25 protein-coding genes and 1 riboswitch are annotated in these 24,155 nt (G+C 39.9%); of the genes, 11 read left to right on the top strand and 14 right to left on the bottom strand.

Annotated features, from left to right (window positions below):
- The first annotated feature begins 15 nt into the window (after window positions 1-15).
- Entirely contained in the window at window positions 16-744 is a 729-nt protein-coding gene (locus WDC_RS03555) for a GntR family transcriptional regulator (protein WP_044010427.1), read from the top strand.
- Window positions 745-966: 222 nt separating this feature from the next.
- On the opposite strand, the gene WDC_RS03550 is transcribed toward WDC_RS03555, so the two are convergent.
- Window positions 967-1,413 carry a universal stress protein gene (locus WDC_RS03550; RefSeq protein WP_044010426.1) on the bottom strand — a complete coding sequence of 149 codons (447 nt, stop codon included), beginning with the start codon at window positions 1,411-1,413 and terminating at the stop codon, window positions 967-969.
- 316 nt (window positions 1,414-1,729) lie between these two features.
- Here WDC_RS03550 and WDC_RS03545 point away from each other — a divergent pair, with 316 nt between their 5' ends.
- The 3 genes from WDC_RS03545 to WDC_RS03535 all read left to right on the top strand — a co-directional run bounded on the left by WDC_RS03545 (window position 1,730) and on the right by WDC_RS03535 (window position 3,776).
- Window positions 1,730-2,740, top strand: coding sequence for a lipoate--protein ligase (locus WDC_RS03545; RefSeq protein WP_044010425.1), 1,011 nt, complete (start codon window positions 1,730-1,732; stop codon window positions 2,738-2,740).
- Window positions 2,741-2,897: 157 nt separating this feature from the next.
- Complete coding sequence (locus WDC_RS03540; protein WP_044010424.1) at window positions 2,898-3,296, top strand: hypothetical protein; 399 nt, start codon at window positions 2,898-2,900, stop codon at window positions 3,294-3,296.
- Between the two features lie 3 nt (window positions 3,297-3,299).
- Window positions 3,300-3,776: a hypothetical protein gene (locus WDC_RS03535; protein WP_044010423.1), complete on the top strand. Its 477-nt coding sequence runs from the start codon at window positions 3,300-3,302 to the stop codon at window positions 3,774-3,776.
- A gap of 259 nt (window positions 3,777-4,035) precedes the next feature.
- On the opposite strand, the gene WDC_RS03530 is transcribed toward WDC_RS03535, so the two are convergent.
- From WDC_RS03530 to WDC_RS03520, 3 genes are read right to left on the bottom strand one after another with little or no spacing between them, the layout of a single operon-like run.
- A complete protein-coding gene (locus WDC_RS03530) occupies window positions 4,036-4,890 on the bottom strand; it encodes a hypothetical protein (protein ID WP_044010422.1) in 855 nt (284 codons plus the stop codon).
- A gap of 13 nt (window positions 4,891-4,903) precedes the next feature.
- Entirely contained in the window at window positions 4,904-5,314 is a 411-nt protein-coding gene (locus WDC_RS03525) for a helix-turn-helix domain-containing protein (protein ID WP_044010421.1), read from the bottom strand.
- A gap of 40 nt (window positions 5,315-5,354) precedes the next feature.
- Entirely contained in the window at window positions 5,355-6,278 is a 924-nt protein-coding gene (locus tag WDC_RS03520) for an alpha/beta fold hydrolase (RefSeq protein ID WP_044010420.1), read from the bottom strand.
- Window positions 6,279-6,325: 47 nt separating this feature from the next.
- Between WDC_RS03520 and WDC_RS03515 the strand changes: the two genes are divergently transcribed.
- Window positions 6,326-7,264: an alpha/beta hydrolase gene (locus WDC_RS03515; RefSeq protein WP_044010419.1), complete on the top strand. Its 939-nt coding sequence runs from the start codon at window positions 6,326-6,328 to the stop codon at window positions 7,262-7,264.
- Window positions 7,265-7,266: 2 nt separating this feature from the next.
- Here WDC_RS03515 and WDC_RS03510 read toward each other — a convergent pair whose 3' ends face one another.
- Window positions 7,267-9,228, bottom strand: a complete 1,962-nt coding sequence (locus WDC_RS03510) for a cation:proton antiporter (RefSeq protein WP_044010418.1) — start codon at window positions 9,226-9,228, stop codon at window positions 7,267-7,269.
- Window positions 9,229-9,426: 198 nt separating this feature from the next.
- On the opposite strand from WDC_RS03510, the gene WDC_RS03505 reads away from it, so the two are divergent.
- A complete protein-coding gene (locus WDC_RS03505; protein WP_044010417.1) occupies window positions 9,427-10,794 on the top strand; it encodes a glutamate--cysteine ligase in 1,368 nt (455 codons plus the stop codon).
- Window positions 10,795-11,171: 377 nt separating this feature from the next.
- On the opposite strand, the gene WDC_RS03500 is transcribed toward WDC_RS03505, so the two are convergent.
- The 5 genes from WDC_RS03500 to WDC_RS03480 all read right to left on the bottom strand — a co-directional run bounded on the left by WDC_RS03500 (window position 11,172) and on the right by WDC_RS03480 (window position 15,394).
- Window positions 11,172-11,501, bottom strand: a complete 330-nt coding sequence (locus WDC_RS03500) for a hypothetical protein (RefSeq protein ID WP_044010416.1) — start codon at window positions 11,499-11,501, stop codon at window positions 11,172-11,174.
- Between the two features lie 62 nt (window positions 11,502-11,563).
- Complete coding sequence (locus WDC_RS03495) at window positions 11,564-12,217, bottom strand: energy-coupling factor transporter transmembrane component T family protein (RefSeq protein WP_044010415.1); 654 nt, start codon at window positions 12,215-12,217, stop codon at window positions 11,564-11,566.
- Window positions 12,217-13,623, bottom strand: coding sequence for an ABC transporter ATP-binding protein (locus WDC_RS03490; RefSeq protein ID WP_044010414.1), 1,407 nt, complete (start codon window positions 13,621-13,623; stop codon window positions 12,217-12,219). The genes WDC_RS03495 and WDC_RS03490 overlap by 1 nt, the downstream gene beginning before the upstream one ends.
- Window positions 13,624-13,632: 9 nt before the next feature.
- Window positions 13,633-14,196: an ECF transporter S component gene (locus tag WDC_RS03485; protein WP_044010413.1), complete on the bottom strand. Its 564-nt coding sequence runs from the start codon at window positions 14,194-14,196 to the stop codon at window positions 13,633-13,635.
- Between the two features lie 97 nt (window positions 14,197-14,293).
- A riboswitch (TPP riboswitch) is annotated at window positions 14,294-14,382 on the bottom strand.
- A 58-nt stretch (window positions 14,383-14,440) separates the two neighbouring features.
- A complete protein-coding gene (locus WDC_RS03480) occupies window positions 14,441-15,394 on the bottom strand; it encodes a nucleoside hydrolase (RefSeq protein WP_044010412.1) in 954 nt (317 codons plus the stop codon).
- 236 nt (window positions 15,395-15,630) lie between these two features.
- On the opposite strand from WDC_RS03480, the gene WDC_RS03475 reads away from it, so the two are divergent.
- Window positions 15,631-16,629 carry an NAD(P)/FAD-dependent oxidoreductase gene (locus WDC_RS03475; RefSeq protein WP_044010411.1) on the top strand — a complete coding sequence of 333 codons (999 nt, stop codon included), beginning with the start codon at window positions 15,631-15,633 and terminating at the stop codon, window positions 16,627-16,629.
- A gap of 95 nt (window positions 16,630-16,724) precedes the next feature.
- Here WDC_RS03475 and WDC_RS03470 read toward each other — a convergent pair whose 3' ends face one another.
- The 3 genes from WDC_RS03470 to WDC_RS09640 all read right to left on the bottom strand — a co-directional run bounded on the left by WDC_RS03470 (window position 16,725) and on the right by WDC_RS09640 (window position 20,191).
- Complete coding sequence (locus WDC_RS03470; RefSeq protein ID WP_044010410.1) at window positions 16,725-17,390, bottom strand: phosphatase PAP2 family protein; 666 nt, start codon at window positions 17,388-17,390, stop codon at window positions 16,725-16,727.
- Window positions 17,391-17,619: 229 nt separating this feature from the next.
- Window positions 17,620-19,752, bottom strand: a complete 2,133-nt coding sequence (locus WDC_RS03465; RefSeq protein WP_044010409.1) for an LTA synthase family protein — start codon at window positions 19,750-19,752, stop codon at window positions 17,620-17,622.
- A gap of 175 nt (window positions 19,753-19,927) precedes the next feature.
- Window positions 19,928-20,191, bottom strand: coding sequence for a hypothetical protein (locus WDC_RS09640; RefSeq protein ID WP_044010447.1), 264 nt, complete (start codon window positions 20,189-20,191; stop codon window positions 19,928-19,930).
- A 137-nt stretch (window positions 20,192-20,328) separates the two neighbouring features.
- On the opposite strand from WDC_RS09640, the gene WDC_RS03455 reads away from it, so the two are divergent.
- Window positions 20,329-20,985: a histidine phosphatase family protein gene (locus WDC_RS03455; RefSeq protein WP_044010408.1), complete on the top strand. Its 657-nt coding sequence runs from the start codon at window positions 20,329-20,331 to the stop codon at window positions 20,983-20,985.
- Window positions 20,986-20,987: 2 nt separating this feature from the next.
- Here WDC_RS03455 and WDC_RS03450 read toward each other — a convergent pair whose 3' ends face one another.
- Complete coding sequence (locus WDC_RS03450; RefSeq protein ID WP_044010407.1) at window positions 20,988-21,878, bottom strand: VOC family protein; 891 nt, start codon at window positions 21,876-21,878, stop codon at window positions 20,988-20,990.
- Between the two features lie 107 nt (window positions 21,879-21,985).
- On the opposite strand from WDC_RS03450, the gene WDC_RS03445 reads away from it, so the two are divergent.
- From WDC_RS03445 to WDC_RS03435, 3 genes are all read left to right on the top strand, one after another.
- Complete coding sequence (locus WDC_RS03445) at window positions 21,986-22,420, top strand: GNAT family N-acetyltransferase (RefSeq protein WP_044010406.1); 435 nt, start codon at window positions 21,986-21,988, stop codon at window positions 22,418-22,420.
- Window positions 22,421-22,433: 13 nt separating this feature from the next.
- A complete protein-coding gene (locus WDC_RS03440) occupies window positions 22,434-22,874 on the top strand; it encodes a MerR family transcriptional regulator (protein ID WP_044010405.1) in 441 nt (146 codons plus the stop codon).
- Between the two features lie 85 nt (window positions 22,875-22,959).
- The gene (locus WDC_RS03435; protein ID WP_082040907.1) at window positions 22,960-24,018 is read left to right on the top strand and encodes an aspartate-semialdehyde dehydrogenase; all 1,059 of its coding nucleotides are present in this window, start codon (window positions 22,960-22,962) and stop codon (window positions 24,016-24,018) included.
- The last annotated feature ends 137 nt before the right edge of the window (window positions 24,019-24,155 follow it).

Raw genomic sequence — 24,155 nt, 5'->3', positions numbered from 1 at the left:
TAGGAGCATAATGTAATGGCAGACTTAGTATATCGCAAGGTCATGCATGATCTCAAAGATCGTATTTTTAAAAATCAATTTAACAACAAAAAATTGCCAGATGAACGGACGCTTAGTGACACGTATGGTGTTAGCCGTAGCTCTATTAAACGGGCATTGAATATGCTAGCGCAACAGGGGATCATTTTCAAGAAACGAGGCTCCGGTACTTTTATTAATCCGTTATACTTGAAAAATCAATCATTATTCAATTATGAGGGTACGAATTTAGGAGTAACCGATAGTTTCCATTTAGAGGGTAAAAAACCCACGGTAAAATTATTGGACTATCAAGTGGTGCCAGCAAGCAAAGAATTGCAGCAGGATCTATTTTTGAACGACAATGATTTTGTTTACCAGGTTAAACGGCTGCGGCTATTTGATGATAAACCAATTATTATTGAAACTGGCTATATTCCGATTAAAGTTGTACCAGCACTGACTCCTGACGTGGTCAAAGGCTCAATTTTTAACTACTTAGAAGACGTTGAGGGCAAGTCAGTCACCAAATCATTTATGTCGATTTTAGCAGAACCATCCAATGAAGAGGATCAAAAATTACTCGGTTTAACTAAAAATGAACCAGTTGGCATCATGGAAGGTATTTTCTTTTTAGATGATGGGACGCCATTTGAGGTTTCAAACATGCGCTTGCATTATAAATATTTGAAATATAATACGTTTGTTAGTTTGGGCGAGGAATAAAGGCTTCGTTAAGCGGGAATCAGAACGAGGTTGAGGGGAATTAATTTTTCCCTCAACCTCTTTTTTGATTTATGAATTTCGATGGTAAAAACGTGAAAAACAAGGCATATTCTCTTTGATGTCTATATTACTAAGCCGCTAAAGTGGCATGTAATTATGGCTTCCGCCCATTCGTTAATCTAAGTTATACTCGAAATATAAACGCCTTGTTTTTTACTCTTACTATTTGATTTTAACAACCAAAACATCAGATTTAGCAATTCGATTAACATAGCTGGTTACAGAACCAACCATGAAACGTTCAACTGCCGACAAACCAGTTGTACCAATTACAATCAACTGGTTTTTGTGATCATTTGGAAATTCCTTGGCAATAACCGGTTTCGGGTTACCAAACCGAACGTGGATGCTAACATCAGTTAAACCAGCATCGGTCGCTTTTTGTTTTAAGTCGTTTAGGCGTGATTCAATTTCTTCAACCAACCCATAGATAACGTCACCACTGACTGCGCCACCATAGCTGTCACTGAATTGATTTACTTCAACGACATTTAGAATATCTAGGTGTGTATGATTTTGGAGCGCAACCTGGATCGCCTTATCAATTACCTGAGCTGTTGCTTTGGAACCATCAACCGGAGCGAGGATATTTTGATACTGTTGTGTCATAACACAAACCTTCTTTCTAATTCTTTTCTAACTTAATTATACTATTCATTTGTTGTCATGTAAGTAATTGAATTTATTTTATTGTGATTTTTCTAACATTGATTTCAAATTGCACCGCAAAATGCCTAATTTATTGTCTGTAAATTGGTAAAATTAGGTACTTTTTTCACTAAATCACTAGAAGCTGATCGCTTTATTTGAAATTGTCCGATACACGATTGAAATCGGTTTCATAGGGTGCTAAAATTCAGCTGAGGTTATTTTTTGACCAATTAATTAGGATGCACTTTATTAAATTATAGACGGAGGTAAAGCAATGCGCTATGTAGCAATGAAATCTCATAATATCGGTGAAAATTTAGCAACAGAACAATATTTAATGAATAATAAGGAGTTTGGTGAGCCGCTGTTACTGTTTTATTATGAAGAACCCTGTATCATTGTTGGTCGTAATCAAAATACGCTTGAAGAAATTAATCAAAAATATGTGCAAGATAATAATATTCGTGTCACCCGGCGCCTATCTGGTGGTGGTGCCGTTTATCAGGATTTAGGCAATTTGTGTTTTAGCTTTGTGGTCAATAGTGACAGTGAAGAATTTGGCGATTTTAAATCATTCACGCAGCCAATTGTGACGGCGCTACATGAAATGGGTGCTACCACCGCTGAAGTTAGTGGCCGTAATGATATTTTAGTTGATGGCAAGAAATTTTCGGGCAACGCAATGTATGCGCGGAACGGAAAAACATTTTCACACGGAACGTTAATGTTAGATGTTGATTTGGATGTCGTAACCCATGCATTAAATGTCCCGGAAGACAAAATCAAGTCAAAGGGGATTAAATCTGTTCGTGCCCGGGTAACCAACCTGAAACCATATTTGGCTCCTGAATATCAAGGCATAACTGTCCCTGAATTTCGTGATATTTTGCTTAAAAAGCTGTTTCACGTTGATGATTTAGCACAGATCAAGAGTCAAGAATACGTGGTAACTCCAGCTGAACAGGATAAAATTGACCAAATTTACGAAGAATACTACAACAACTGGGATTGGGTCTACGGCAAATCACCTGAATTTTCAGTACAAAAACGGCAGCATTTTGATATGGGAACAGTTGATGCACGGCTGCAGGTTGATGACGGAAAAATTGAGAACATTAAATTTTTTGGTGATTTCTTTGGCCCGCAAGATGTGGCGCAACTGGCCGAACAGCTTAAGGGCGTAACGTATGATCGTGCCAGTTTAACCAAGGCACTGACACAGGCTGACACGAGCCAATATATTGTTGGCGTTTCAGTTGAACAGTTGGTTGATTTGTTAGCATAAATCAATCAATATTTTTTGAATGTGGGCAAAAGGAGAGATTCTGGTGGTTATGCTAGAATCGCTCTTTTTTGGTACTCCATTTTTTATTCTCAGTGGTGTTACTCGTTGAATAATAGTAGAATGAATACATTAACCCGGTTGAAATGGAGGAAATGGTTTGAAAGCAGCGCGACAAGTAATATCGTATTCAACAATTTCACTGGTGATTTATTGCGTAGTCAATCTGATGATGTATCATATGGAAGGAACATCATTAGTAAGTAGTGAGGTAATTAATCATCTAGGAATTGCAGTGGTGTTATATTTATTAGTGATTATTTTTAGTGGCCTAAACTTTCGCTTTTCTGTGTATTTCACGATTTTTGTGTTACTAATCTACACGATTGCTTTGCTGGTGGCATTTATTCAAATCACTTATCATGCTGAAGTGTCCTCGCTGTTTCGACTCAGTATCGACGTTTTAAGTGCAATCGGAATTGTGATCAACGTGTTGGCGGTTGTGGCAGCGATTAAGCAACGCGGACACTATATTAGTCCAAGACTTAGAAAGAAGTAACTTATGAAAATTAATGTACAAACATTTGTTGACCAAATTTTAGGAGACCAATTTAAGACAAAAACAGAACAGACAACCGTTGCTAAGATTGAAAAAGAAACAACAATCAAAACGGGATTGGATTATATCAGTCAGATTACTAGTGGCAATGAATTAGCTCAGTTCGAGTGGTCTGTTAAAATGCCGGATGGTGATGATGCATCGGTTCGCTTAGAGACTAGTGTGATTAATTTACCCTTGCAGGATACGAAGACAATTACTAAAATATTAGAACTGGATCAGGAACGGGAAGTCAACGTTTACCTGGTTTGTGAAACGCCGGACTTAAATCGCTCTGGGTTACGAATTGATCTGTGTGCGTCCGTGACCGCATTAATCGATGACCAGGCCAGTGTAACTAAATTGGCCCAAGAATGGATTAAAACGCAACTGGCCACGATTCAAACTAACAGGGATGAGAAAAAGGCAGAAAAAAAGTAGTTTGTATTGTGATCGTCAAGGTGTTACAATGTTTCTATGCGATGAGTCGAGAAAGTCAGACAATCTTTTGATTGTTTCGCGCAAGCGGCTAGTGACATTTCTAGTGGGACACATATACCTACCGGATTATGTAGGGTGTTCGAACACCAAACGTTGTGGAGCGTTAGTGGTCTGAGGTGGCTTTGCTGCCAATACACATTGAAAATAGGATTACAAACCTTAATTGGTCTGTAATCCTATTTTTTTGCAGCAACAACGCCTATTCACATTGAAATAACTGTTCATTGATCAAATCGAAGCTGCTAAATTGCTCGTTAATGTGATCAATTTGTTCACTAGTGACGATGTGAACGTTTTGCCAGAACTGTTTTGAATTAGTAGCGCCGTTTTGTTCACCGATTACCAGTAGTTTTATTGGCTCGTTGCTAGTACGAATGGCCTGTAATAACTGCCAGTCGGTTAGTTGCTTGTCGGGAGCCCAGGACATTATAACAAACTTCACGGTGGCTTTATACTTGTCAAACGCACTTAAAGCATCAAGGGGCTCAATTGTAGTGACCGGGTGTTTGCCCGTTTCATTTTCATCAAGCCAGTCTTGACTGTCAGTCGTGAAAATTGTTTGCTCGGGGTTCAAATTCTTGAGGCCTTTGGAAATATAGCCATTGCCAGCCATAACTTCCAACACCGGTTGACCATTAACTAATTGTGAGAGTTGCTTTATGAATAATGAATTGGTGTATGACCACATACCATAGGTGGATTCCAAGTAATCTCGATAATTGCGCAGTAGTTGGTCCAATTTGGGGAGTGCTGCGACATAGCGATTCCAAATTTTATCACCAGCTGGATCATCAGCCGGGTATTTGGCTTGTACCGCCGCGAAAATTGAGTCCTGAATGTTATCTGGTAATAGTAATTTGGGTAGCGGTTGTGGTAACAGCCCATTTTGTAATAGGCGATTACTCTCCAAGACATTATTGATTAAATATTTAACCGGTGGAAAAGCGTCAAATAAATTACGGTAATCAGTTAATTGGTCAATATAACTGTTTGTTTTTATTTGATGATGGGTTTTAATAATTTTTTTGAGCCGCTTACGTTGTTTCGGATTCATCTTGCACCTTTTTCTATAGGTCTAAGTCGAGTTCTTCTTGGGTAGCATAGAATCGTTCGGTATCGCGTCGTTTTTGTCGCCCATGAAGATAACCGTCAATCAATTGAAAAATTTCATAACGGTCTTGGCTGGTCAGTACCGTATGATTAAATGATAATTCCTTACCTGATAGAAAAAGTTTGCCCAGGTCGTAATCATTTTGGTCCGATTTACCAGTCAAATAATCTAAACTCACATCAAAATATTCTGCTAACTTTCGCGCTTCAATGTATGAGGGGGTCCGAATGCCACGTTCCCAGTTACCAATTTGAGACGGTGTATTAGCTTTTTCATTACTAGTCAAATGTTGATTTAACGCGTCGGCCAACGCCTTTAAGGTAATGTTTTGACCGCGCCGTAATGCTCTTAATCGTTCCGGAAACATTTGCTCACTTCCTTGTGCAGAGTTTCTGTTTTTTAAATTACTACCTATAATGTAGCACATTTTGGCCTAACCATTGCGCAATATATTGATAAACTTGCTGGCGGTCGATTTCATTCAGAACTTCATGGCGCATACCAGGAAACAGTTTTAAAGTAACATCATGAAACTGTGCTTTTTTTAGTAGGCGTAAATGATAGTGCGGTCCGCGACCGAATTTACCCACCGGATCATGGGTGCCACTAGCTAATAAAATTGGTAAATCACGTCGGATTCCCGTCACCCAGTTAGGATTAGTGGCCCGTTTCATCAATGAAAATAATGTATAAAAACCATTATTCGTAAATGTAAACCCTGACCAAGGATCGTGATCGTATTTTTTAATAATTTCAGCAGAGTGGGTCAGCCACGAGAATTTAACATGACGGTTAAAGGGCTTAGAGAAACTACCAAATGCCATCGTATCTAAGAAGTGACCAACACGGTGGGGAGTTAATGCATTAAGGGCACTAATGAGTGGCCATGCTGGGGTTAGCTCGTGGTGAACAGCGCTGGTACCAATCAAAATGGCGCCAGCAATTTTTTGGTCTAAAATTGGTAACAAACATTGAGCCATCATGGAACCCATGCTATGGCCCAATAAAACGTATGGTAAACTAGAGTAGTCTTTTTTGAGCGCCAAACATAAATTGATTTCATCTTGCAACAAGAATTGTACTGGTTTGTTTTGGCCAAAATAACCTAGGTGATTTTCGGTAGCCGAATGGCCATGTCCCAGGTGATCATCGCCAACCACCAGCCAACCTTGTTGGGTTAAAAACTGGGCGAATTCTTCGTAACGGTTAACGTGTTCTGCCATTCCGTGGATTAGTTGCACAATGCCCAGCGGTTCTTTTGCTGGCCGCCATATTTTTGCGTATAAGTTAGTTTTGCGATCAGCAGACAAAAAGTGAAATTCGGTTGACATATAAATAACCTTCCTTACAAAATACATACTGAAATGGAGTTTGATTTATGAAACGAAAACATTGGATTATTGGATTAATAATTATTGTTGTGATTTTAATTGGTGGCTTATTGGCTGGGGGCTTATATTTTTATCAAATGGCTGTGGTTCCTGGTCACAAAAGCTTTATCAGTAATCAAACGGTAATTAAAAAGTCAGATCCATTATATCACCAAAAAAAGTGGTTTCAGCAGGTGCATAAACAACACTGGACCATGAAATCAGCCACTGATGATTTAAAACTGGTGGCTGATTATGTCCCAGCTCAAACAAAAACTAACCGCACGGTATTGATTGCCCATGGCTTCATGGGCAACAAAGAGAGTATGGGCGCCTATGCGTATTTGTTTCATCGATTAGGATACAATGTTTTATTACCAGATGCACGTGGTCAGGGGCACAGCCAGGGCGATTACATTGGTTATGGTTGGCCTGACCGACTCGATGATAAAAAGTGGATTAAAAAAATTATTGCTGCAACTGGGCAACAATCTAAAATTGTCATGTTTGGCGTCAGTATGGGTGGTGCTACCACAATGATGACGAGTGGCGAAAAGTTGCCGTCACAAGTTAAAGCCTTTGTTGAAGACTGTGGTTATAGCGGCGTGAAGCAAGAAATTAGTTACCAAGCTAAAGAAATGTACAATTTACCTAGTTTTCCGTTAGTGGATGTGGTTAGTTTAATCACACGTGTTCGAGCAGGTTATTTCTTTGGCTCGGCCAGCTCAGTTCAACAGCTAGCCCATAATAAGCGACCGATGTTATTCATCCACGGAGCTAAAGATACGTTTGTTCCAACTAAAATGGTGTATCAAAATTACAAGGCAACCAAAGGCCCGAAGCAATTATGGATTGTCAAGGGAGCTCAACATGCTAAATCTTATGCCACCGCACCGGACGCATATCGGCAACACATCACCAAGTTCTTGCAACGTTACGTGCATTAAATTTAGGTCATTGACTGCATGTAAACTAATTCGTCTGTCGAACTTTGTTCGTTTAGTTGGTTAGCTAATTCCTGAGGGATGTTTTGGCGAGCGAGTTGTTGTTGCACGTATGAGTGTTCAAATTGAAATGCTTGAATAAATAAATTTTGCAACTGCTCGCTTTCTAAAGTGTTTTGCCCACCGGTAAACTTAGACCGGGCGGTATAGGTTCGTCTCAAGGCGGCAACTTCATTTCTGTTTTCAGTGGTCTCAATCGAATCTAAATATTTAATTGCTGCTGCACTAACGTCGCTAAGCGCGGCGATTGTAGCAGCGTTTTTGTCTCTGAAATGAGCCTGCTTTTTTTGCAACTCTAATCGTTTTTTTTGGTCAATTTTACGATGCGAAAATCCTCGTTTGAATCGTCGTTTTAATCGATGACCGATAATTTGAATAAAACTACGGCGATTGGTCTGAAACGACGAGCGTTCCAAGAACCGTTCATAGTATGCCTGCGTTTGGTCAGAAATTTGACCCTGATCATTAAGTTGTTCAATCGTAGCCTGCTCTATTTGACGGGTTTGATTGGCTAGCTCAAAGAATCGTTTCCGATTGATGAATTGATTAGGACTAGCCTGACTTGACAGGGTTTCACTGACTTGGCGGAGTTCATTTGAAATGGGATTTGATTGTTTTAATTCAGTAATGGCAAAAGCCACTAATTGACTAATATGGTAATCGAACTGGTCTGGTGTGTAACTCTTTTGCTTGGTGGGTAATACTAACGGGAAAATCACCGCTGGCAGTACCAGGCTAAATAGGATCACCAATGCTGCAATCAGAATAATCTGATCCCGATAAGCGAAGGTTTGATGATTAATGACCGTTGGAATTGAAAAGGCCATCGCCAATGTAATCGTTCCGTGAATTCCGCCAAGAGCAATTTGCCAAGCAGAGTCAGCACTATTTTGTTGGTGATGACTAAGCGCAACAAAACCAAATCGAACCCAGCAATAACGGACTATTAGTAAAATTAAGTATAGGAATAACGCCACTAAAATGAGGAAACCGATATTAGATATTTTGGTTGAGGTGAGGACCGTGGGTAAAGTGGCACCTAATAAAACAAAAACGAAACCATTTAAAATATCCTCAATAATTGTCCAGGTGGTGGCTGTCACAATTTGCATTTTGGTTGAGGTCAGTTGTAATCGTTGGTGCAAAACACTGTGAACTAAACCGGTAGCGACAACTGCAAGGATTCCCGATAGGCCTAAGCGTTCTGCTAACCAGTACACGACGAGTGGAGTCATAATGTTGACCGGAATGACGATAGCACTGATGTCTGCGTGACTTTGGGTTAAGTATAAGCGTAGTTGCACGATGAACCAGCCAATGATTAACCCAAATAAAATGCCACCAAAAAAGACTTTGATAAAATCTAGAATCCCCAGTCCAAGCGAGAACGATCCGGTCGTATATGAGCCGAGTGCCAGGTTGAATAGTACAATTCCGGAAGCATCATTAAAGAGTGATTCATGTGATAAAGTTGTGTGAACTTTTTCAGGCAAGACAACGTTGTTGGTAATCGAGTTGACCGCAACCGCATCTGTCGGTGTAATGATAGCGCCAAGCATTAATGCTAATGGCAACGCTAAACCAGGCCATACTAAATGAGTTAATGTCCCCGTGATTAAGACACTGATTACCGCTAGTGTAATTGCCATCGACATGATGACCGACAGATTTCTTGACAATGCTTTTGTTGACTGATTTTGGCCGTCATTGAACATTAAGGGGGCAATGATCACCAACATGAAAATTTCTGGTTCTAGTGTAAAGTGGCTGAACTGAGGATCAAGTGATAATAATAGTCCTGTTAGAATTTGGTAGACTGCTAATGGAATTTTGGGCCAGATTAAGTTCAAAATATTGGCAGCCACGACTGCAAGTGCTAGCAACATAATTGAAAGAATGGATGACATAACTGCGCCTCGCTGTTTATTTACTGAAATAATTTTCTCAATTGTACCAAAGCAAACCTGAATAAGGACTGAATTTAGATAATTATGAGCAAAAATTAGAATTTGATAAGAAAAACCGCTTAATTCCAATTGACTTTCGTACAGTGAGTCTGTAGACTGGTACAAATTATTAATTGCGAAAAATGAGGAAGCGATCGAATGTTTAGTGAAATTGGACAATTGATTTTCGATAATGAAGCTGTAGCCAAAACACAAGATTTTACGATGGGCTTAGAAATAGAAATGCAGCGCGTCGATGAAAATGGTGAGTTGAGTAAGGAACCGTATCCGGCTGGAGTTGGGGATGAACGAACTAATCCGTGGGTCACTAACGATTTTCTGGAAACCATGTCTGAAGTAGTAACGCCACCGGCCGCACATGCACTAGATGCGATGCATTATTTATTTGGCATCAACAATGCATTGCGGACTGCATTAGCACCAGGGGAGCTGTTATGGCCATTATCCATGCCACCTAAGTTGCCGCAGGACAAGCAGTCATTGCTGCTAGCCAAAATGGGTCCTAAAAAAGAGGCTTATTTAAAGGAATGGTTGAAACGCCATGGCTTTGCAGAGGGAACCCCATGCGGCACACATATTAATTTAAGTATTGATCCACGCGTGTTTGAAATGGTTTACCCACATTTAAAGGAACGATTCAAAAATCGAACTGAGCTGGAAAACTATATGTACACAAAAATTGCGCAGGGATTTATGCGATATCGTTGGTTAATTACATATTTGTTTGGTGCAAGCCCGATTGCAGAGGTCAATTATTTTGAACATGATGAAGGTCCGGCCAATCCAATTAGAAGTGTTCGGCAAAGTTCATATGGATTTGGTACTAAGTTTGTCGGTGATTACACGAACGTCCAACGTTATGTGGATCGAATTGAACAGGGTGCCAAAGAGGGTACTTTAATTTCAGATTATGAATTTCATGGTGCGGTTCGGTTTAAGGGTAGTGGCAAGCTGGTTGATTTGCCACAGTCTGGCGTTAAATATTTAGAATTGAGAATGTTGGATTTGGATCCTAGCAGTTCAGTTGGGGTTCGGACTAATACGTTGCGCTTTATTCGATTAATGGCCAGTTATTTTATTATGACCCCTGCGTTACATGAAGAAGAGGTTAGTAGAGTGCTGGCGCGGGCAGACCAGATGAACGAAGAGGTTGCTACTGAGTCGCCAGATGATATGTGTAAATATCAGACGAATGCCAGAGCAATGTTGGCCAGTTTGGAGCGATATGCCAATCAAATTCAGTTGGGACCAGAGTACCAAGAGGAGCTAGAGGACTTGGAGGATCGGGTTGAGAACCCAAAAACAACCCCAAGTGCACGACTAACAGCCCATATTAAAAATGGTTCGCTGAGTGAGTATGCGCTGAAGCGGGCCAAACGTTATCAAAATTCAGCATTGCAAACAATTCGTCCTTTCCGCGGGTTCGAATCTCAAGAAAAGCTGTCGGCTTCAGATTTAAAAAATCAGTTGTTCAAGGGTAATTGGGATCCGGATACGGATAAATAGAGTGTGAGCAGCCGCGTATAGATGGCGTGGTGTAACGTAAAAGATACTGGTACGGTTGGACTTTAACCGTACCAGTATCTTTTACGTTACACGTTAGCCATCTGCGGCAGCGAACACATTTCAGAAAAATTACTGTTATGGTTGGACTTTAACCGTACCAGTATCTTTTACGTTACACGTTAGCCATCTGCGGCAGCGAACACATTTCAGAAAAATTACTGTTATGGTTGGACTTTAACCGTACCAGTATCTTTTACGTTACACGTTAGCCATCTGCGGCAGCGAACACATTTCAAAAAACTATGGCCAAAAAATAAAAAAACATCCTGATATTCCTTAAGTGTAAGGAATTATCAAGATGCTTCGGCATTTCATGATTAAGCAATGAATACCTGAATTGCTTTAACAATATTATATAAAAAGAGAATGACTGAAATCAAACAGAAAATTGCAAACATACCAATCAATAGCCAACTGGTTGATTGAACATCACTAGTGACAAATCCGTAAAAAGCACCGACGATTACTAATCCAATCCCTAAAATTGCCGGAATTAACTGTGTCCAAAAAGCACGGATTGCATGGTGACGAATATCTGCCTGGCGACCGCCAATAATCCAGACGATTAACGGAAAAATAACGGGTAAAAATAAAATGCTCAAGTAACTAAGACCATTAATAATTTTATTCCGTGAACTATAATCCATTTTACATTCCTCCCTTGTTACCCTAATTGTACCAATAAGAAGAACATAAAGATATCTAGACACTATGGCAATAGCCAGATTGGAAGCTGAATCATTACTAGAATACCGAGTAGAAAGCCATAATCTAGCCCGGTAACTTTAATTTGACGATAAAATGTTCGCGGCTGGTCTTCAACAAAGCCATGTGAAATCATTGCTTGTGCTAAATTTTCAGACCAGTTCAATGCCACTAAAATGGCTTTAAAGTATAGCTGTGGTGACCACCAGGATAGCACCACGCCACGCATTAAACCAGCCGTTCTGATCGTGACAATTGCCGATTTTATTTTAGGTAACATGTTAAAAGCGGCTAAAGTACCGTATGCAAATTTCGATGGTAAATGCCAATTTTGTTCCAGACTGAGAGCTAGCTCTAAAGGGGTACTGGTTAACGTGAAACTGGCTCCCACTGTGACGTAGACGTACATTCGAGTGAATAACACCCATGCAAAATGAAGGTCTTGTCCCGGACTAAAATAATAGATCGTGACGAATAATCCCAGCGCTGGTAAAAATGGTACTAAGGCCAGAAACATGATGGCTTTGAGAGAAGTTCGATGAATCAGCAAATAGATTAAACTAGCACTGATTAAAAGTAGATTGGCACTGAGACTGTGGGTAAACGACACTTCTAACGAGATTAATAATACTAATAATAGTTTCATGCTCGCATTCATCACAACACCTCCTGGTAAGTCAGTCGTTGGTGTTCAAATGAAACATGATAATCAACCCAGCCGGCCAATTTAGTCAATTGATGGCTAATCATGATGATACTTTGATGTTGTTTTTGGCTAGATTTTTTAATCAATGCCAACACAGTGGCTAAAGATGAGATATCCAGTCCTTTTAGTGGCTCATCTAATAATAAAATGGGTTGACCGCTAATTAGCATTAACAGGATCTGAAGCTTCTTTTTTTGACCATCACTAAGCGAATACACAACTTGATCTAAATGTTTTGCTAGATTTAAGTTTGCCAGTGATTCGGCAATCAATTGATCTGTAAAATAATTAGTTATACGATGTTTTTTGCTAAGTTCGATTTCTTCAGTGACGGTGATGGACAAAAATTGATCCTCGGCATCCTGAAATACTAAGCCTACTTGCCGGGCTAACTTTTTTTGCTTGATTGATTTAATATCACGATCGTTCAATGTGATCTGGCCCTGATAAGGCATCAGCTTGATGATGGCGTTAAAGAGAGTCGATTTGCCAATTCCATTTTCACCAGTGATCAATGTAATTTTGTCTTTAAAAAATGAAAACTCGGCTTGCTTCAACAGCGGTTTATCTTGCTGCTTCAGTTCTACATTTATTAATGAAATAACGGGTTCGTCAATATCAGCGGGTAATGATATCGTGGCGGTACTGCTTGTTGATTTAAATTGGTTGAACAAGTTTTCTCGTGCTGTTTGTTCTAATGGAACAATGTTGTTAGCACCAGGATTAATCTGAAAAACTTGATCAGCAATTGATTGATACCCATGCAGATCATGTTCCGCTAAGATAATCGTTTTATGGTGTTCATCACGGAGCTTAGTTAGTTTGGTTAGTAGATATTCACGTGCAGTTGGATCAACACTGGCAAAAGGTTCGTCTAATAAAATGACCGGACTATCCATTGCCACAATCACTGCTAGCGCAACTTTTTGTTTTTCACCGCCTGAAAGTGTATTGAAGTTTCGGTTAGCTAATTCAGCACAATCAACGAATGCTAACGCAGCATCAATTTTAGCATCCATTTGAGTAGGATCAACCTGCAAATTCTCCAGCACAAAAATAAGTTCATTTCGTGGTGTATTCATTGTAAACTGCTGGTTCGGGTTTTGAAACAGCATCGCTACTTGATGTTTCTTGGTGGTTAAATTAACATCCGTTATTGTGACATCACCAGTGATTAGCTGGCCACCAAATTGTGGATATAATCCCGCGATAATTTTTAATAACGTAGATTTACCACTACCTGAAGGACCCACTAACAAATTAAATCGATGCAACGGAAACGCAATGTTCACATTTTGAAAGATTGAACTGTGTTCTTTATATTCGAATGTAAGATTGTTAACGTTGAGTGATTGCATAGTTTCCTCTTAACGATTTAGTACATGGCTGCGTTCTAATAGATTGGTAATTAATTTAACCAAAACACCACCAAAGAAGAAGATTGAAATAAATCTAACAACAAGTAAAAGAATCAACATTTGAGGGGAAAAAGCGGCATAACCATTACGGAACATGTCCCAGCCAAACGTCAAAATGGTGGAAGTTGTTGTTGAAAGAACTAAGGTTAACCAGTTATAAAAGCGGTAGCCTGTTAGTGTAAAGCCCAGTTCAATGGCAATTCCTTGAACGGCACCAGAAATCATCGTTGATGCGCCCCATTGACCACCAAAAAACATTTCACCGATGGCGGCCAAAAACTCACCTAGAAAACCGGCCCCAGGAATTCTTAACATAAAGCCGGCGAGTGGACCTGCCATAATCCAAATTCCCATCGATAGGTCATTGGCCATTGGCGCCAGTCCAATTGGCGTTAGGACCACGGTTAAACCGTCATAAATGAAATTGGTACCTAAGAAAATAGCACCAAATAAAATTCCAATTAGTGCTAATAAAATAATGTCGCGGACGTGCCAGTGTGCTCGTTGATTCATATAATCAACCTCCCAATTTTTGTAACCAAATTACAAATTGGAGTAAAAAACGTCTCTCCAAATAAAAAGGAGAGACGTTAACTAATCGTTAATCGAATTGATTGACTAATTATCTCCCTTCGCTGGTACTAACCAGAGCAGGTTCTATGGGTATATCTCAGCCGAATGGCACCCCAGATGTAATATTGATTCAATTGCTAATATAAATTATTTAGCAATAAAAAGCAAGTTACTGAATTAATCATTATTTGAATAGTTTAGTTAGATAGTCCATGAAGACACCGAGGTAACGGTCTTTATCAACATCGACAGCAACCTTCACATTGGTGGTTGGCTCATTTAAGCGTGCGTTGTCACCAATTGTTCGCCCATAATTGTTGTCGTCAGAGGTAACCTTCATGTTTAAATCAATTGTCTTAACAAACGAGGGGTCTAATGCGACGCCGACTGCCAATGGGTCGTGTAATGCACAACCTGTTTTGTCGATTCCTAAATTATAATATGCATCAATATAAAAATCGGTGATATCAGCATAGGCTTTACCGGTAGCTGTTCCTAAGTTCCGCCAGGTTTGAGTTTCCTGTTTGGTCAACAATGTCCGCAGGGTAACATCTAAACCAACCATTGTAATTTGTAATGCACTACGTAACACACGGTCAGCAGCTTGTGGGTCTTGGTTGATATTAGCTTCTGCAAATGGAGTCACGTTTCCTTCAACCGTCAATGCACCACCCATGAAAGTGACATTGCCAATTAAGTTTGCAATCTCAGGGTCTTTAGCAAGTGCAGCGTCTAAGTTGGTCATCGGACCAGTTGGCACGAAAATTAAATTTTCAGCATATTTGTGGGCCGCTTCGATGATAAAATCAACGCCGGCTGCAGCTTCAAGTGCTCGTTTGGCTGGCGGCAATTCGACCTCACCAATTCCATTATTGCCGTGAATATCCTTGCTTACTTGCATTACATCAAAATGATCTGTTGTACTGGAGTGCCCCAATCCTAAGTAGACGGGTACATCGGTTGCTCCTAATAATTCCAGCAGTTTGAGACTATTAGCACCAGCCTGTTCAATCAAACAATTGCCATAGGAACTAACAATTCCAATCAGGTCGACATCGGGTGCAGCTAGTGCATACGCAATGGCGAGGGCATCGTCCACTCCAGTATCTAAATCAAGAATCATTTTCTTTGTTGCCATCAAATTACCTCCAATAGATTTAATGAAAGCCTTATCACTACTTAATCATAGCGAACTCACCCTTAAAAGACAATTCATATCCAGAATTTAGTTGAATTAATTTTAATTAACACAAAAGAAATGCCAATTAAAATTAATTAGTGTAAGATAAATGCAGTTGAAATATGCCAGATAGACAATTAATTTAATAACGTGAGCCTAAGTTTCAATTTGGTTGAAAGGAATGTTGGTCAGAAATGGAAAAACAAGTATATGATGTGACGATTGTTGGCGGTGGACCAGCAGGGATGTTTGCGGCGTTTTATGCCGGGCTGCGTGAACTGAAGGCCCAATTAATTGAGAGTTTACCCCAGCTTGGTGGCCAGGTGAATGCCCTGTACCCAGAAAAAACAATTTTGGACGTGGCCGGATTGCCAAATATTCAGGCCAATCAGCTGGTATCTCAGCTGCAAACACAGATGCGAGAGGCCCCGATTGATACTTTTTTGGGTGAAACCGTCGAAGATGTAGTTAAGGATGAAGACGGGTTTAAGATCGTGACCAATCAACGGACGTCATATTCGAAAACAGTCATCATTGCACTTGGCAATGGTGCCTTTACACCACGGCCACTAGCAATTGATAATGTCGCCCAATTTGAAAATAAGCAGTTATTTTATTTTGTAACACACAAAGAAGATTTTAAAAATAAGCGCGTCTTAATTGCGGGCGGTGGCGATTCTGCTGTTGATATGGCATTGATGTTAGAACCAATTGCAAGCAAGGTCTACTTGATGCACCGTCGTGAAACGTTTCGTGGATTAGAGCATGATGTGACATTATTGAAGCAATCCAGCGTTTCACTGCAGGTACCATATTTATTGAAGCAAATTGAACAAACTGATGCGGGTGCGCTGGATTTAACCATGAAAAAAATGCGCACAGATGAAGAAAAACATTTGCAAGTAGATGATGTGATCGTCAATTATGGTTTTACTTCTGACAATAAGGCCTTAACCAGTTGGTCACTAGACTTTGAGGAACAGCGGCATGACATTGTGGTGAATTCTGAAATGTTAACGAGTGTTCCGGGTGTATATGCAATTGGGGATGGCATTAATTATCCAGGCAAAGTTAAGTTAATCGCCACGGCGTTTGGAGAGGCGCCGACAGCTATTAGTGCGATTGTTAACCAACTTTATCCAGGAAAACGGGCTCCGATTCATAGTACTTCGATTAAACTTGATCAAAAATAGTTGTATATTTCAATTAAAAATAATTAAAAAAGCAACCTCAAATTAGTTGTAAAAAGAAGACTAAGTCTTGTTTATAACTAGTTTTTGGTTGCTTTTTAATTAAAATCAGAATGGTTAAATATACGTGTTTGCGTTAGTCGCTTGAATGCTTTTAGATAAATAATTTCCCAAATTTCAACCCAACTATATGCCAGTAAAACACTGGCAATTGCATCAAACGGGTAACTATTCTGAAGTTGAATCTGCCCGATGATAACAAGGCAGGTTACCAGCCAAAGACCGATAGTGGTCAGCCATACGCGCCACCGCGTCCGAATGAACGGAACGACACAAATATATAATAGCATTGCCACCATTGTTATCGAGAAAACATGTTGGTTGGGGAAAGAACCAGCTGTCAGTCCCTGCTCATGGCCGGTGGGTAATGGTCGAGCGGTTACTCTACGAATTAGTAAAAAGATTATTTCACCAGTGAGGGAAGTACAAACTAGCCAAAAAGCGATTAGCTTATGCTTGAAGCCCCACAGTAAAAACCAAATTAGTAGAATATAAATTCCCACCATAACTGGATTGCTTAGCCATGAAAGCAGATGGTTGAATACGGAATGGTTGAAACTGAGCCCTAAAATAAAATCCTGAAGTAATATGTCAAATGTCATTAGGATTGGTGAATTGATGACGATGAGAGAAAGCAAAATAATAAACAATAAGGCGGTCATTAAGCTGTTGAGCCCACGGTCGTGGTCGTTGGTGATGTACATGGCAATACTTCCTTTAAATAATAATCAGCTATTATTATGCCACAGTGGTGGGGCGTTGAAAAGCAGGGAGAAATGAAGATCAATGCTTTTGATTTAATCGCGGCAATGTGAAAAAATTGCAGATAGTTAGGGACAAATTAAAAGTAGCCATTAACAACCCCGATCTTGGGAATTTGTTAATGGCTACTTTTAGCTTATCCTACACCATCTTAGTGCGCTTTTTTACGCTCTAATTTTTGTTATCATCTGGGTTCGTAATCTTGATTCTGTTGGAATCCGTGGATGAGTGGTTTAACTCTGGTGCGTCAGTGATGTATTCACTTGCGGTGCTCTTATTGTTATTTTCAGAATAAACACTGGTAGATTTTGTTTTAAGTTTCTTTTCAATGTCAATTGCTTGGTCTAAACCATTTGAATAACTGTATTTGGCGGCATTAACCGTCTTGAAGCCCTTCGGATGATAGAATCGTAGTAGATTTTTTTCGTTGATGGAATCAGATAAATCTAATTCTGTCGAAACTTTTTTAGCATCCTTAGCTAATTGTTTCTTTAGCTTACCAGTTGGCTTAACTACTTTACCAGTACTATTACTGTATATCACACCGGAAATGCTCGTATAATTAGGAGTTACAAAATCTTGATTTCTAAATGCCACCACCTGATCATGCTGGCTAGAGAATAAATCAGTGCCAAATTGAATATAGCGTTTTGAACTAATCCCAAGTAAGTGCATCATAGTTGGTAAAACGTCAATCTCGCCACCGTATGTGTGATAAATTTTACCATTGTTCCCCGAACCTGGAATCAAAAACATCAATGGAACTCGTTGCAGTTGAGCATCGTCATAGTCAGTCCAATCGTCAGCGCTTTTGCCTAAAACGGACGCTAACTTTTTGTTTTCAGAATCCGAAATACCATAATGGTCACCGTAAATGACAAACATTGAATTCTTGTAGAGCCCGGCCTTTTTTAGGTACGTAAAGAATTCCTTCAGGGACTGGTCCAGGTAATGTGCAGTGACAAAATAGTTGTCCACGGCGGTGGTACCTGTATCAACAGTCTTGAAATTAGGGTCGGTATCTTCAGAATCTAACGTGTACGGGAAATGGTTGGTGACAGTAATATATTTCACATAAAATGGTTGCTGCAGGTGCTGCAAATACTTCACAGAATCATTAAAGAGTAGTTTATCTTTTAAGCCGTAACCGGTGGATTTATCACCAGAAGTGTCATAGTAGCTGGCATCAAAGAAATATTGATAGCCCATATTTTTGTACACGTTATTTCGATTCCAGAAACTAGCAACGTTACCATGGAAAACCGCACTTGTGTAACCAGCACGTTGTTTCAAGATTGCTGGGGCAGCCTGGAATGTGTTGTCACTACCTAATGTGGCAAATAAAGAGCCTTGAGACAGCCCATAAGTACTGGTTTCAAGCATATTTTCTGCATCGCTAGTTTTTCCTTGACCAACCTGGTGGAAGAAATTATCAAACGAATAGGTATTACTACCATGATAAATCGAATTTAAAAACGGAGTCACTTCTTGTCCATTGATCTTTTTGTCAATCAAGAATTGTTGGAAACTCTCAAGATGAATCACGAAAACGTTACGCCCTTTAGCAATTCCATACATGCTCTTTTTCGGCGCAGCGTAATGACTGTCGGTGAATTTTTTGACAACTTTAAGCTGTGATTTGGTTGCACTAGCACGTAAATTATTAGTGTGTTGTGATTTGACGCCATCGTAGACCGTAAATGCATCTAATCCCAAATATTTGACGATGTAAGTCCGATCAAATGTACGGGTTAGTAATTGCGGTCGGTCCATTTCACCAAGAGACAAGTTAATGCCAAACATTAATAGCGCAATTGAAGTTAACGAAAAGGCCATGCGGTGATTGACTGCACGTGGGTCAAATTTAATTTTGCGAAAGAGCATCAAAGCAATAATAACAACGATGTCGATCCAATAAAGGACATCATGAATGTTGGTCAGCGCCAGCGAACTGCCACTTAGACCCTGGTTAACCTTAGAGTAACCGGTCATCGTCGCCACCGTCATAAAATCGGTAAATTCACGAAAATAAATGACATTTAAATAAAGTAAAACGGTGTTAGCGATGTAGAGTCCGCCTAGGATCGGATAAAAGAACCGGGATCGTTTAAAATAAAAGGCAATACCAAATAAAAAGATGGCGGTCGCCAAAGGGTTAATAAGTAAAATTAGGTATTGAAAAATACCGGTGGTGCCCAAACGGAAATCTACAAAGTAGGCGAAGATTGTTTTGAGCCAAAAAAGAAATACTAGGATCGTAAAAAGCCCCATCCTAGTATCCTTCATCGCACTTAACTTCTTCATTTAGTGTTCCTCACAGTCTCAATAGGATTAAAAAATACCGTGGTGCGTATTTTATCGTTAATATTTAAGTTGATCACTTAGCCGATCAAGACCGGCTAAGATTGATCCATCAAATATCAACATTTTATCATAGATTGAGAGCGATAAACTAGCTGCTGCCAAGAATAACCAAAAGTTAAGAGTTCGTCGTCGGGTTTGCTAGCCAATCATATTGAAGAAAACTGTGAAATTTACGGTTCACGGGGATCCAAATGCCAGCACGCCAGATATCTTTGATTGAAGCGATAAATAAATTATCGCGTCGTTCTTGGATTGTAATTGGAACGGTCAGATACTGCCCATCTTGTGTCATCAAGGTAATTATTTTTTTAGTCATTGCAATCACTTTAGCGGCGACAATGTTTTCTGAATGTTGAGTTGTGTTTTCGATTAAGTTCATCTTGCTCACCTGCTTTGTTAGATTATCTTCATCATAGACAATCAATGTGAATAATTTGTGGTGTAAACCTAATACTTGCGTTAAGGTAGAAAAAAGCAAACATCGTTTTGGGTTGTGCTCATCAAGGAGGAGAAAAAATGACTAAAGTAAATGTATACGTGGTGCGTCATGGTCAAACCTACTTTAATATTTATAATAAACTACAGGGCTGGAGCAATTCGCCATTGACAGACAAGGGAATCGCGGATGCCAGCAGTGCCGGCAATAAGTTGGCGCAACTACGATTTACTGCGGCCTATTGTAGTGATACAACTCGCGCTGAGCAGACCGCACAGACAATTTTAGACCTTAATAAATCTAATTCAGTTAATCAGCCAATCACCACGCCGTTTTTCAGAGAAGAGTTTTATGGCTATTATGAAGGCACAAATATGGATGAAGCTTGGTATGTCGCCGGGGCACCACATGGCGTTCCAACCTTCAAACAAATTGTGGCTAAGTATTCAATTGGGACAGCCAAGAATTTTCTTAAGGAAGCTGATCCATTCCATGACGCCGAAAATAACGATGAATATTGGGAAAGGCTAGATAAGGGATTCCAATTGATTCGAGCTAATAAAACGTTGCAAGATGGTGATAATGTGCTTTTAATTAGTCATGGCAACACATTGCTGAGCATGATGGAACAATTTGCGGGGGATCAATACGATTTATCGGTGCGGCCAGGTAATGGTAGTATTACCAAATTGATCTTAACCGATGAGGATGTGTTAGTCGAATACTACAACCATTGAAACTAGTCTTGTTGCGCTAATTGGGCTTTTATTTCAGCTCGTTTTGGTTCCAGCCACGGTGGTAAAGTTAGCTTTTCTCCGAGGGTAGCCAGCGGTTCATCAATGGTAAATCCCGGTGAAGTAGTAGCTAATTCAAGCCGATTATCACTGGGATCACGTAAGTAAATACTTTTAAACCAGGTGCGGTCACGGTACATTTCAACTTGCCAACCTTGACTGACCGCCCGTCGCCAAAAATTAAATAATTCATCATCAGTGGTAACCTGCAAAGCTAGATGATCGATGCTCCCACGACCAAAGCGTGTGCGTGTATCATCAACTGATGTTTGCGCCAATTGAATGAATTGTTGGTAAGTTAGTTGTACTTTTTGGTGTAAATCGGTGCTAGCGTCAATGAACTGGGTAAAAAAATTGCTAGTGGCATTGATTGATGGACCAGCCCAAGTTGTTCCTAAGATCCCGGTGATTTGGAATTGACCAGGTACTTGATTATTAGGAACTTGGCGGTCATGAGGCAACACAGTGGTAGTTTCAATCAACGTGATGGTAATATTATCAGGATCTGTGAACCTAAGTGTGCCATTTGTGTGGGCAGCAGTGATCTGCTGGGTAGTTAACCAGTGGGTCCACCAATTTAATGAGCCGGCGGGAATCGCCAGGGTCATACTGCCAATATAGTGGTTGCCATCGGTTCGGCGACCCAACATAGGCACAATAAAAAATGTGATCACGGTTCCTGGTGTGCCGGCATAGTCACCGTAAAACAAATGCCGAATTCGAAAATTTTCTTGATTGACGGTATTTTTTACCAGGCGAAGTCCCAGAATAGTGGTGTAGAAATGCTGATTAACGGTTGCATTAGCGGCTAAATTTGAGATATGGTGAATTTTCATAATATCAGTACCCCAATCCTATTTTACGGGTAGTATAATGTTAATAGAGCAGTTTTGCACGAAATTAGACTAACAAATTGATATTAAAATAAAGGATTAAAATAATAATGGAAATTAAAGAAACAACTGACATTACGAGTCCCATTTTTGATGATGCCTTTCAAATTAGGATGGCTGTTTTTGTGCAGGAACAAAAGGTACCTGAGGAGCTGGAACGAGACCATCATGAATGCGGTGCCCACCACTTTGTTGGCTATATTGATGGTAACCCGGTAACTACTGTGCGTGTTCGTGAACATCTGCAAGAATGGCGTATTCAGCGTGTGGCCACAATTAAAACGATGCGTAACCATGGCTGCGCTAGACAAATGCTACAATCAATTATTGCTGATTCAAAGCAACAAGAAAATGTTAAACAATTAACGCTTGACGGCCAAGTAACTGCGATCAAATTTTATGAACAGCTGGGCTTTCAAGCATTTGGCGATGTATTTGAAGAAGCCGGTATTATGCATCGGCATATGAAATTAGTAATTCGTTGAAGGGAGTAAATTAATGGCAAACATGCGACCAAACATGATTGATTTAAGCCAATTACGGTTTCAAATTGGGGAGCTCAGCAAGATGACTGGTGTCTCCACTCGGCAACTACGTTATTGGGAAAAAAAAGAATTTATTTCAGCTAACGAACGTGGGGGTGACCAGGAAGCACGTGTTTTTGGCTTTAAGGTGTACATTAAAGTGTCACTAATCAAAAGGTACTTAGATGAAGGTTATACGTTGGCAGCGGCTAATGAAAAAAGTAAATCAACTATTGATGATGCAATATGGTTTCACCATTTCTTTGATCAATCATTTCGCGGTATCGAGACAATTGATGGGAAACGTGCAATCAATCTTGGCTTTTTTGATCAGGCTCAAAACCAGATATTATATGGTTTCAACGAAGATGGGCACATTACATATGAGGTTCGACCGGTACCAAAAATAGATTAAATCGCGGTTATAATTGGAAAGTGATTTCAAATAGCCCGTTATGTGATAGAATGGGTGCAATTTAAAAGAAGTGAGGTTTTTTACTGTGAGTGAATACAACGTGGCAATAGTTGGTGCAACAGGTGCTGTTGGCACACGCATGATTAAAATGGTGGAGCAGTCTAAGTTACACGTGAAGGCGATAAAAATGTTGGCTTCAAAACATTCAGCAGGCACAAAAGTTAAATTTAGGGGACAAGAAGTGACTGTTGAAGAAACGACACCAGATTCATTTACAGGGATTGATTTAGCTTTATTTTCAGCTGGTGGTTCCGTGTCGAAACAATATGCACCGGAAGCCATCAAACGAGGGGCAGTCGTAATTGATAATACGTCTGCTTTTAGGATGGATCCTGATGTTCCATTAGTGGTCCCAGAAGTTAATGCCGAGGCGTTGCAGCAACATCATGGGCTGATTGCCAACCCTAATTGTTCAACAATTCAAATGGTAATGGCATTGGAACCGATTCGTGAAAAATATGGGCTATCACGCGTAATTGTGACAACGTTGCAGGCAGTTAGTGGTGCAGGTAATCGAGCAATTAAAGAAACGCTTGATGAAAGTCGTGCTTACTTAGATGGAAAAGAATATACACCTGAAGTTTTACCAGTCAAAGGCGATAAAAAACATTACCAGCAGGCATTTAACGTGTTACCACAAATTGACGTCTTTGAAGACGATGGTTACACCCACGAAGAATGGAAAATGATTCATGAAACTAAGAAAATTATGTGTGGTGGGGATATGAACAGTGATGATATTCAAGTCACAGCAACCTGCTCAAGAGTACCCGTGCCAGTAGCACACAGTGAATCGATTTATTTTGAAGTGTTGGATAAAAATGCCACAGTGGAAGGAATTCAAGATGCTATCAAAAATTTTGATGGTGATGTTTTACAAGACGACCCGGCCAATCAAATTTACCCACAGCCGATTAATGCGGCAGGTAAAAAGGAAACATTCATCGGCCGAATCCGACCAGACTTGGAAAACAAGGGTTCATTTCACTTATGGAACGTTTCGGACAACTTACTAAAGGGTGCAGCTTGGAACTCGGTAGAAATTGCAGAGTATTTGGATGAGATGGATCTATTAAGAGTGTAAGCGACCGCGCTAAGATACTGGAGTGTAACGTAAAAAATCAGTGAAGCATAATTCGAATTATGAATTATGCTTCACTGATTTTTTGGGTTACACGGAAGTATCTGCGGTCGGCGCACACGTTTATTCAATAAAAATTG

Source organism: Paucilactobacillus wasatchensis, assembly GCF_000876205.1.
GTDB lineage: Bacteria > Bacillota > Bacilli > Lactobacillales > Lactobacillaceae > Paucilactobacillus > Paucilactobacillus wasatchensis.
The sequence above is the reverse complement of the archived record's forward strand: the minus strand, read 5'-3'. Positions and strand labels throughout refer to the sequence as shown.

What these genes read in the sequence shown, in the direction of transcription:
- WDC_RS03440 (WP_044010405.1), top strand. Translation starts at nt 22,434, where the DNA reads ATGGCAAACATGCGACCAAACATGATTGATTTAAGCCAATTACGGTTT.
- WDC_RS03525 (WP_044010421.1), bottom strand. Translation starts at nt 5,314, where the DNA reads ATGTTTCCGGAACGATTAAGAGCATTACGGCGCGGTCAAAACATTACC.
- WDC_RS03455 (WP_044010408.1), top strand. Translation starts at nt 20,329, where the DNA reads ATGACTAAAGTAAATGTATACGTGGTGCGTCATGGTCAAACCTACTTT.
- WDC_RS03495 (WP_044010415.1), bottom strand. Translation starts at nt 12,217, where the DNA reads ATGAATGCGAGCATGAAACTATTATTAGTATTATTAATCTCGTTAGAA.
- WDC_RS03500 (WP_044010416.1), bottom strand. Translation starts at nt 11,501, where the DNA reads ATGGATTATAGTTCACGGAATAAAATTATTAATGGTCTTAGTTACTTG.
- WDC_RS03555 (WP_044010427.1), top strand. Translation starts at nt 16, where the DNA reads ATGGCAGACTTAGTATATCGCAAGGTCATGCATGATCTCAAAGATCGT.
- WDC_RS09640 (WP_044010447.1), bottom strand. Translation starts at nt 20,191, where the DNA reads ATGAACTTAATCGAAAACACAACTCAACATTCAGAAAACATTGTCGCC.
- WDC_RS03510 (WP_044010418.1), bottom strand. Translation starts at nt 9,228, where the DNA reads ATGTCATCCATTCTTTCAATTATGTTGCTAGCACTTGCAGTCGTGGCT.
- WDC_RS03550 (WP_044010426.1), bottom strand. Translation starts at nt 1,413, where the DNA reads ATGACACAACAGTATCAAAATATCCTCGCTCCGGTTGATGGTTCCAAA.
- WDC_RS03450 (WP_044010407.1), bottom strand. Translation starts at nt 21,878, where the DNA reads ATGAAAATTCACCATATCTCAAATTTAGCCGCTAATGCAACCGTTAAT.
- WDC_RS03530 (WP_044010422.1), bottom strand. Translation starts at nt 4,890, where the DNA reads ATGAATCCGAAACAACGTAAGCGGCTCAAAAAAATTATTAAAACCCAT.
- WDC_RS03505 (WP_044010417.1), top strand. Translation starts at nt 9,427, where the DNA reads ATGTTTAGTGAAATTGGACAATTGATTTTCGATAATGAAGCTGTAGCC.
- WDC_RS03535 (WP_044010423.1), top strand. Translation starts at nt 3,300, where the DNA reads ATGAAAATTAATGTACAAACATTTGTTGACCAAATTTTAGGAGACCAA.
- WDC_RS03490 (WP_044010414.1), bottom strand. Translation starts at nt 13,623, where the DNA reads ATGCAATCACTCAACGTTAACAATCTTACATTCGAATATAAAGAACAC.
- WDC_RS03480 (WP_044010412.1), bottom strand. Translation starts at nt 15,394, where the DNA reads ATGGCAACAAAGAAAATGATTCTTGATTTAGATACTGGAGTGGACGAT.
- WDC_RS03445 (WP_044010406.1), top strand. Translation starts at nt 21,986, where the DNA reads ATGGAAATTAAAGAAACAACTGACATTACGAGTCCCATTTTTGATGAT.
- WDC_RS03545 (WP_044010425.1), top strand. Translation starts at nt 1,730, where the DNA reads ATGCGCTATGTAGCAATGAAATCTCATAATATCGGTGAAAATTTAGCA.
- WDC_RS03475 (WP_044010411.1), top strand. Translation starts at nt 15,631, where the DNA reads ATGGAAAAACAAGTATATGATGTGACGATTGTTGGCGGTGGACCAGCA.
- WDC_RS03515 (WP_044010419.1), top strand. Translation starts at nt 6,326, where the DNA reads ATGAAACGAAAACATTGGATTATTGGATTAATAATTATTGTTGTGATT.
- WDC_RS03470 (WP_044010410.1), bottom strand. Translation starts at nt 17,390, where the DNA reads ATGTACATCACCAACGACCACGACCGTGGGCTCAACAGCTTAATGACC.
- WDC_RS03485 (WP_044010413.1), bottom strand. Translation starts at nt 14,196, where the DNA reads ATGAATCAACGAGCACACTGGCACGTCCGCGACATTATTTTATTAGCA.
- WDC_RS03520 (WP_044010420.1), bottom strand. Translation starts at nt 6,278, where the DNA reads ATGTCAACCGAATTTCACTTTTTGTCTGCTGATCGCAAAACTAACTTA.
- WDC_RS03465 (WP_044010409.1), bottom strand. Translation starts at nt 19,752, where the DNA reads ATGAAGAAGTTAAGTGCGATGAAGGATACTAGGATGGGGCTTTTTACG.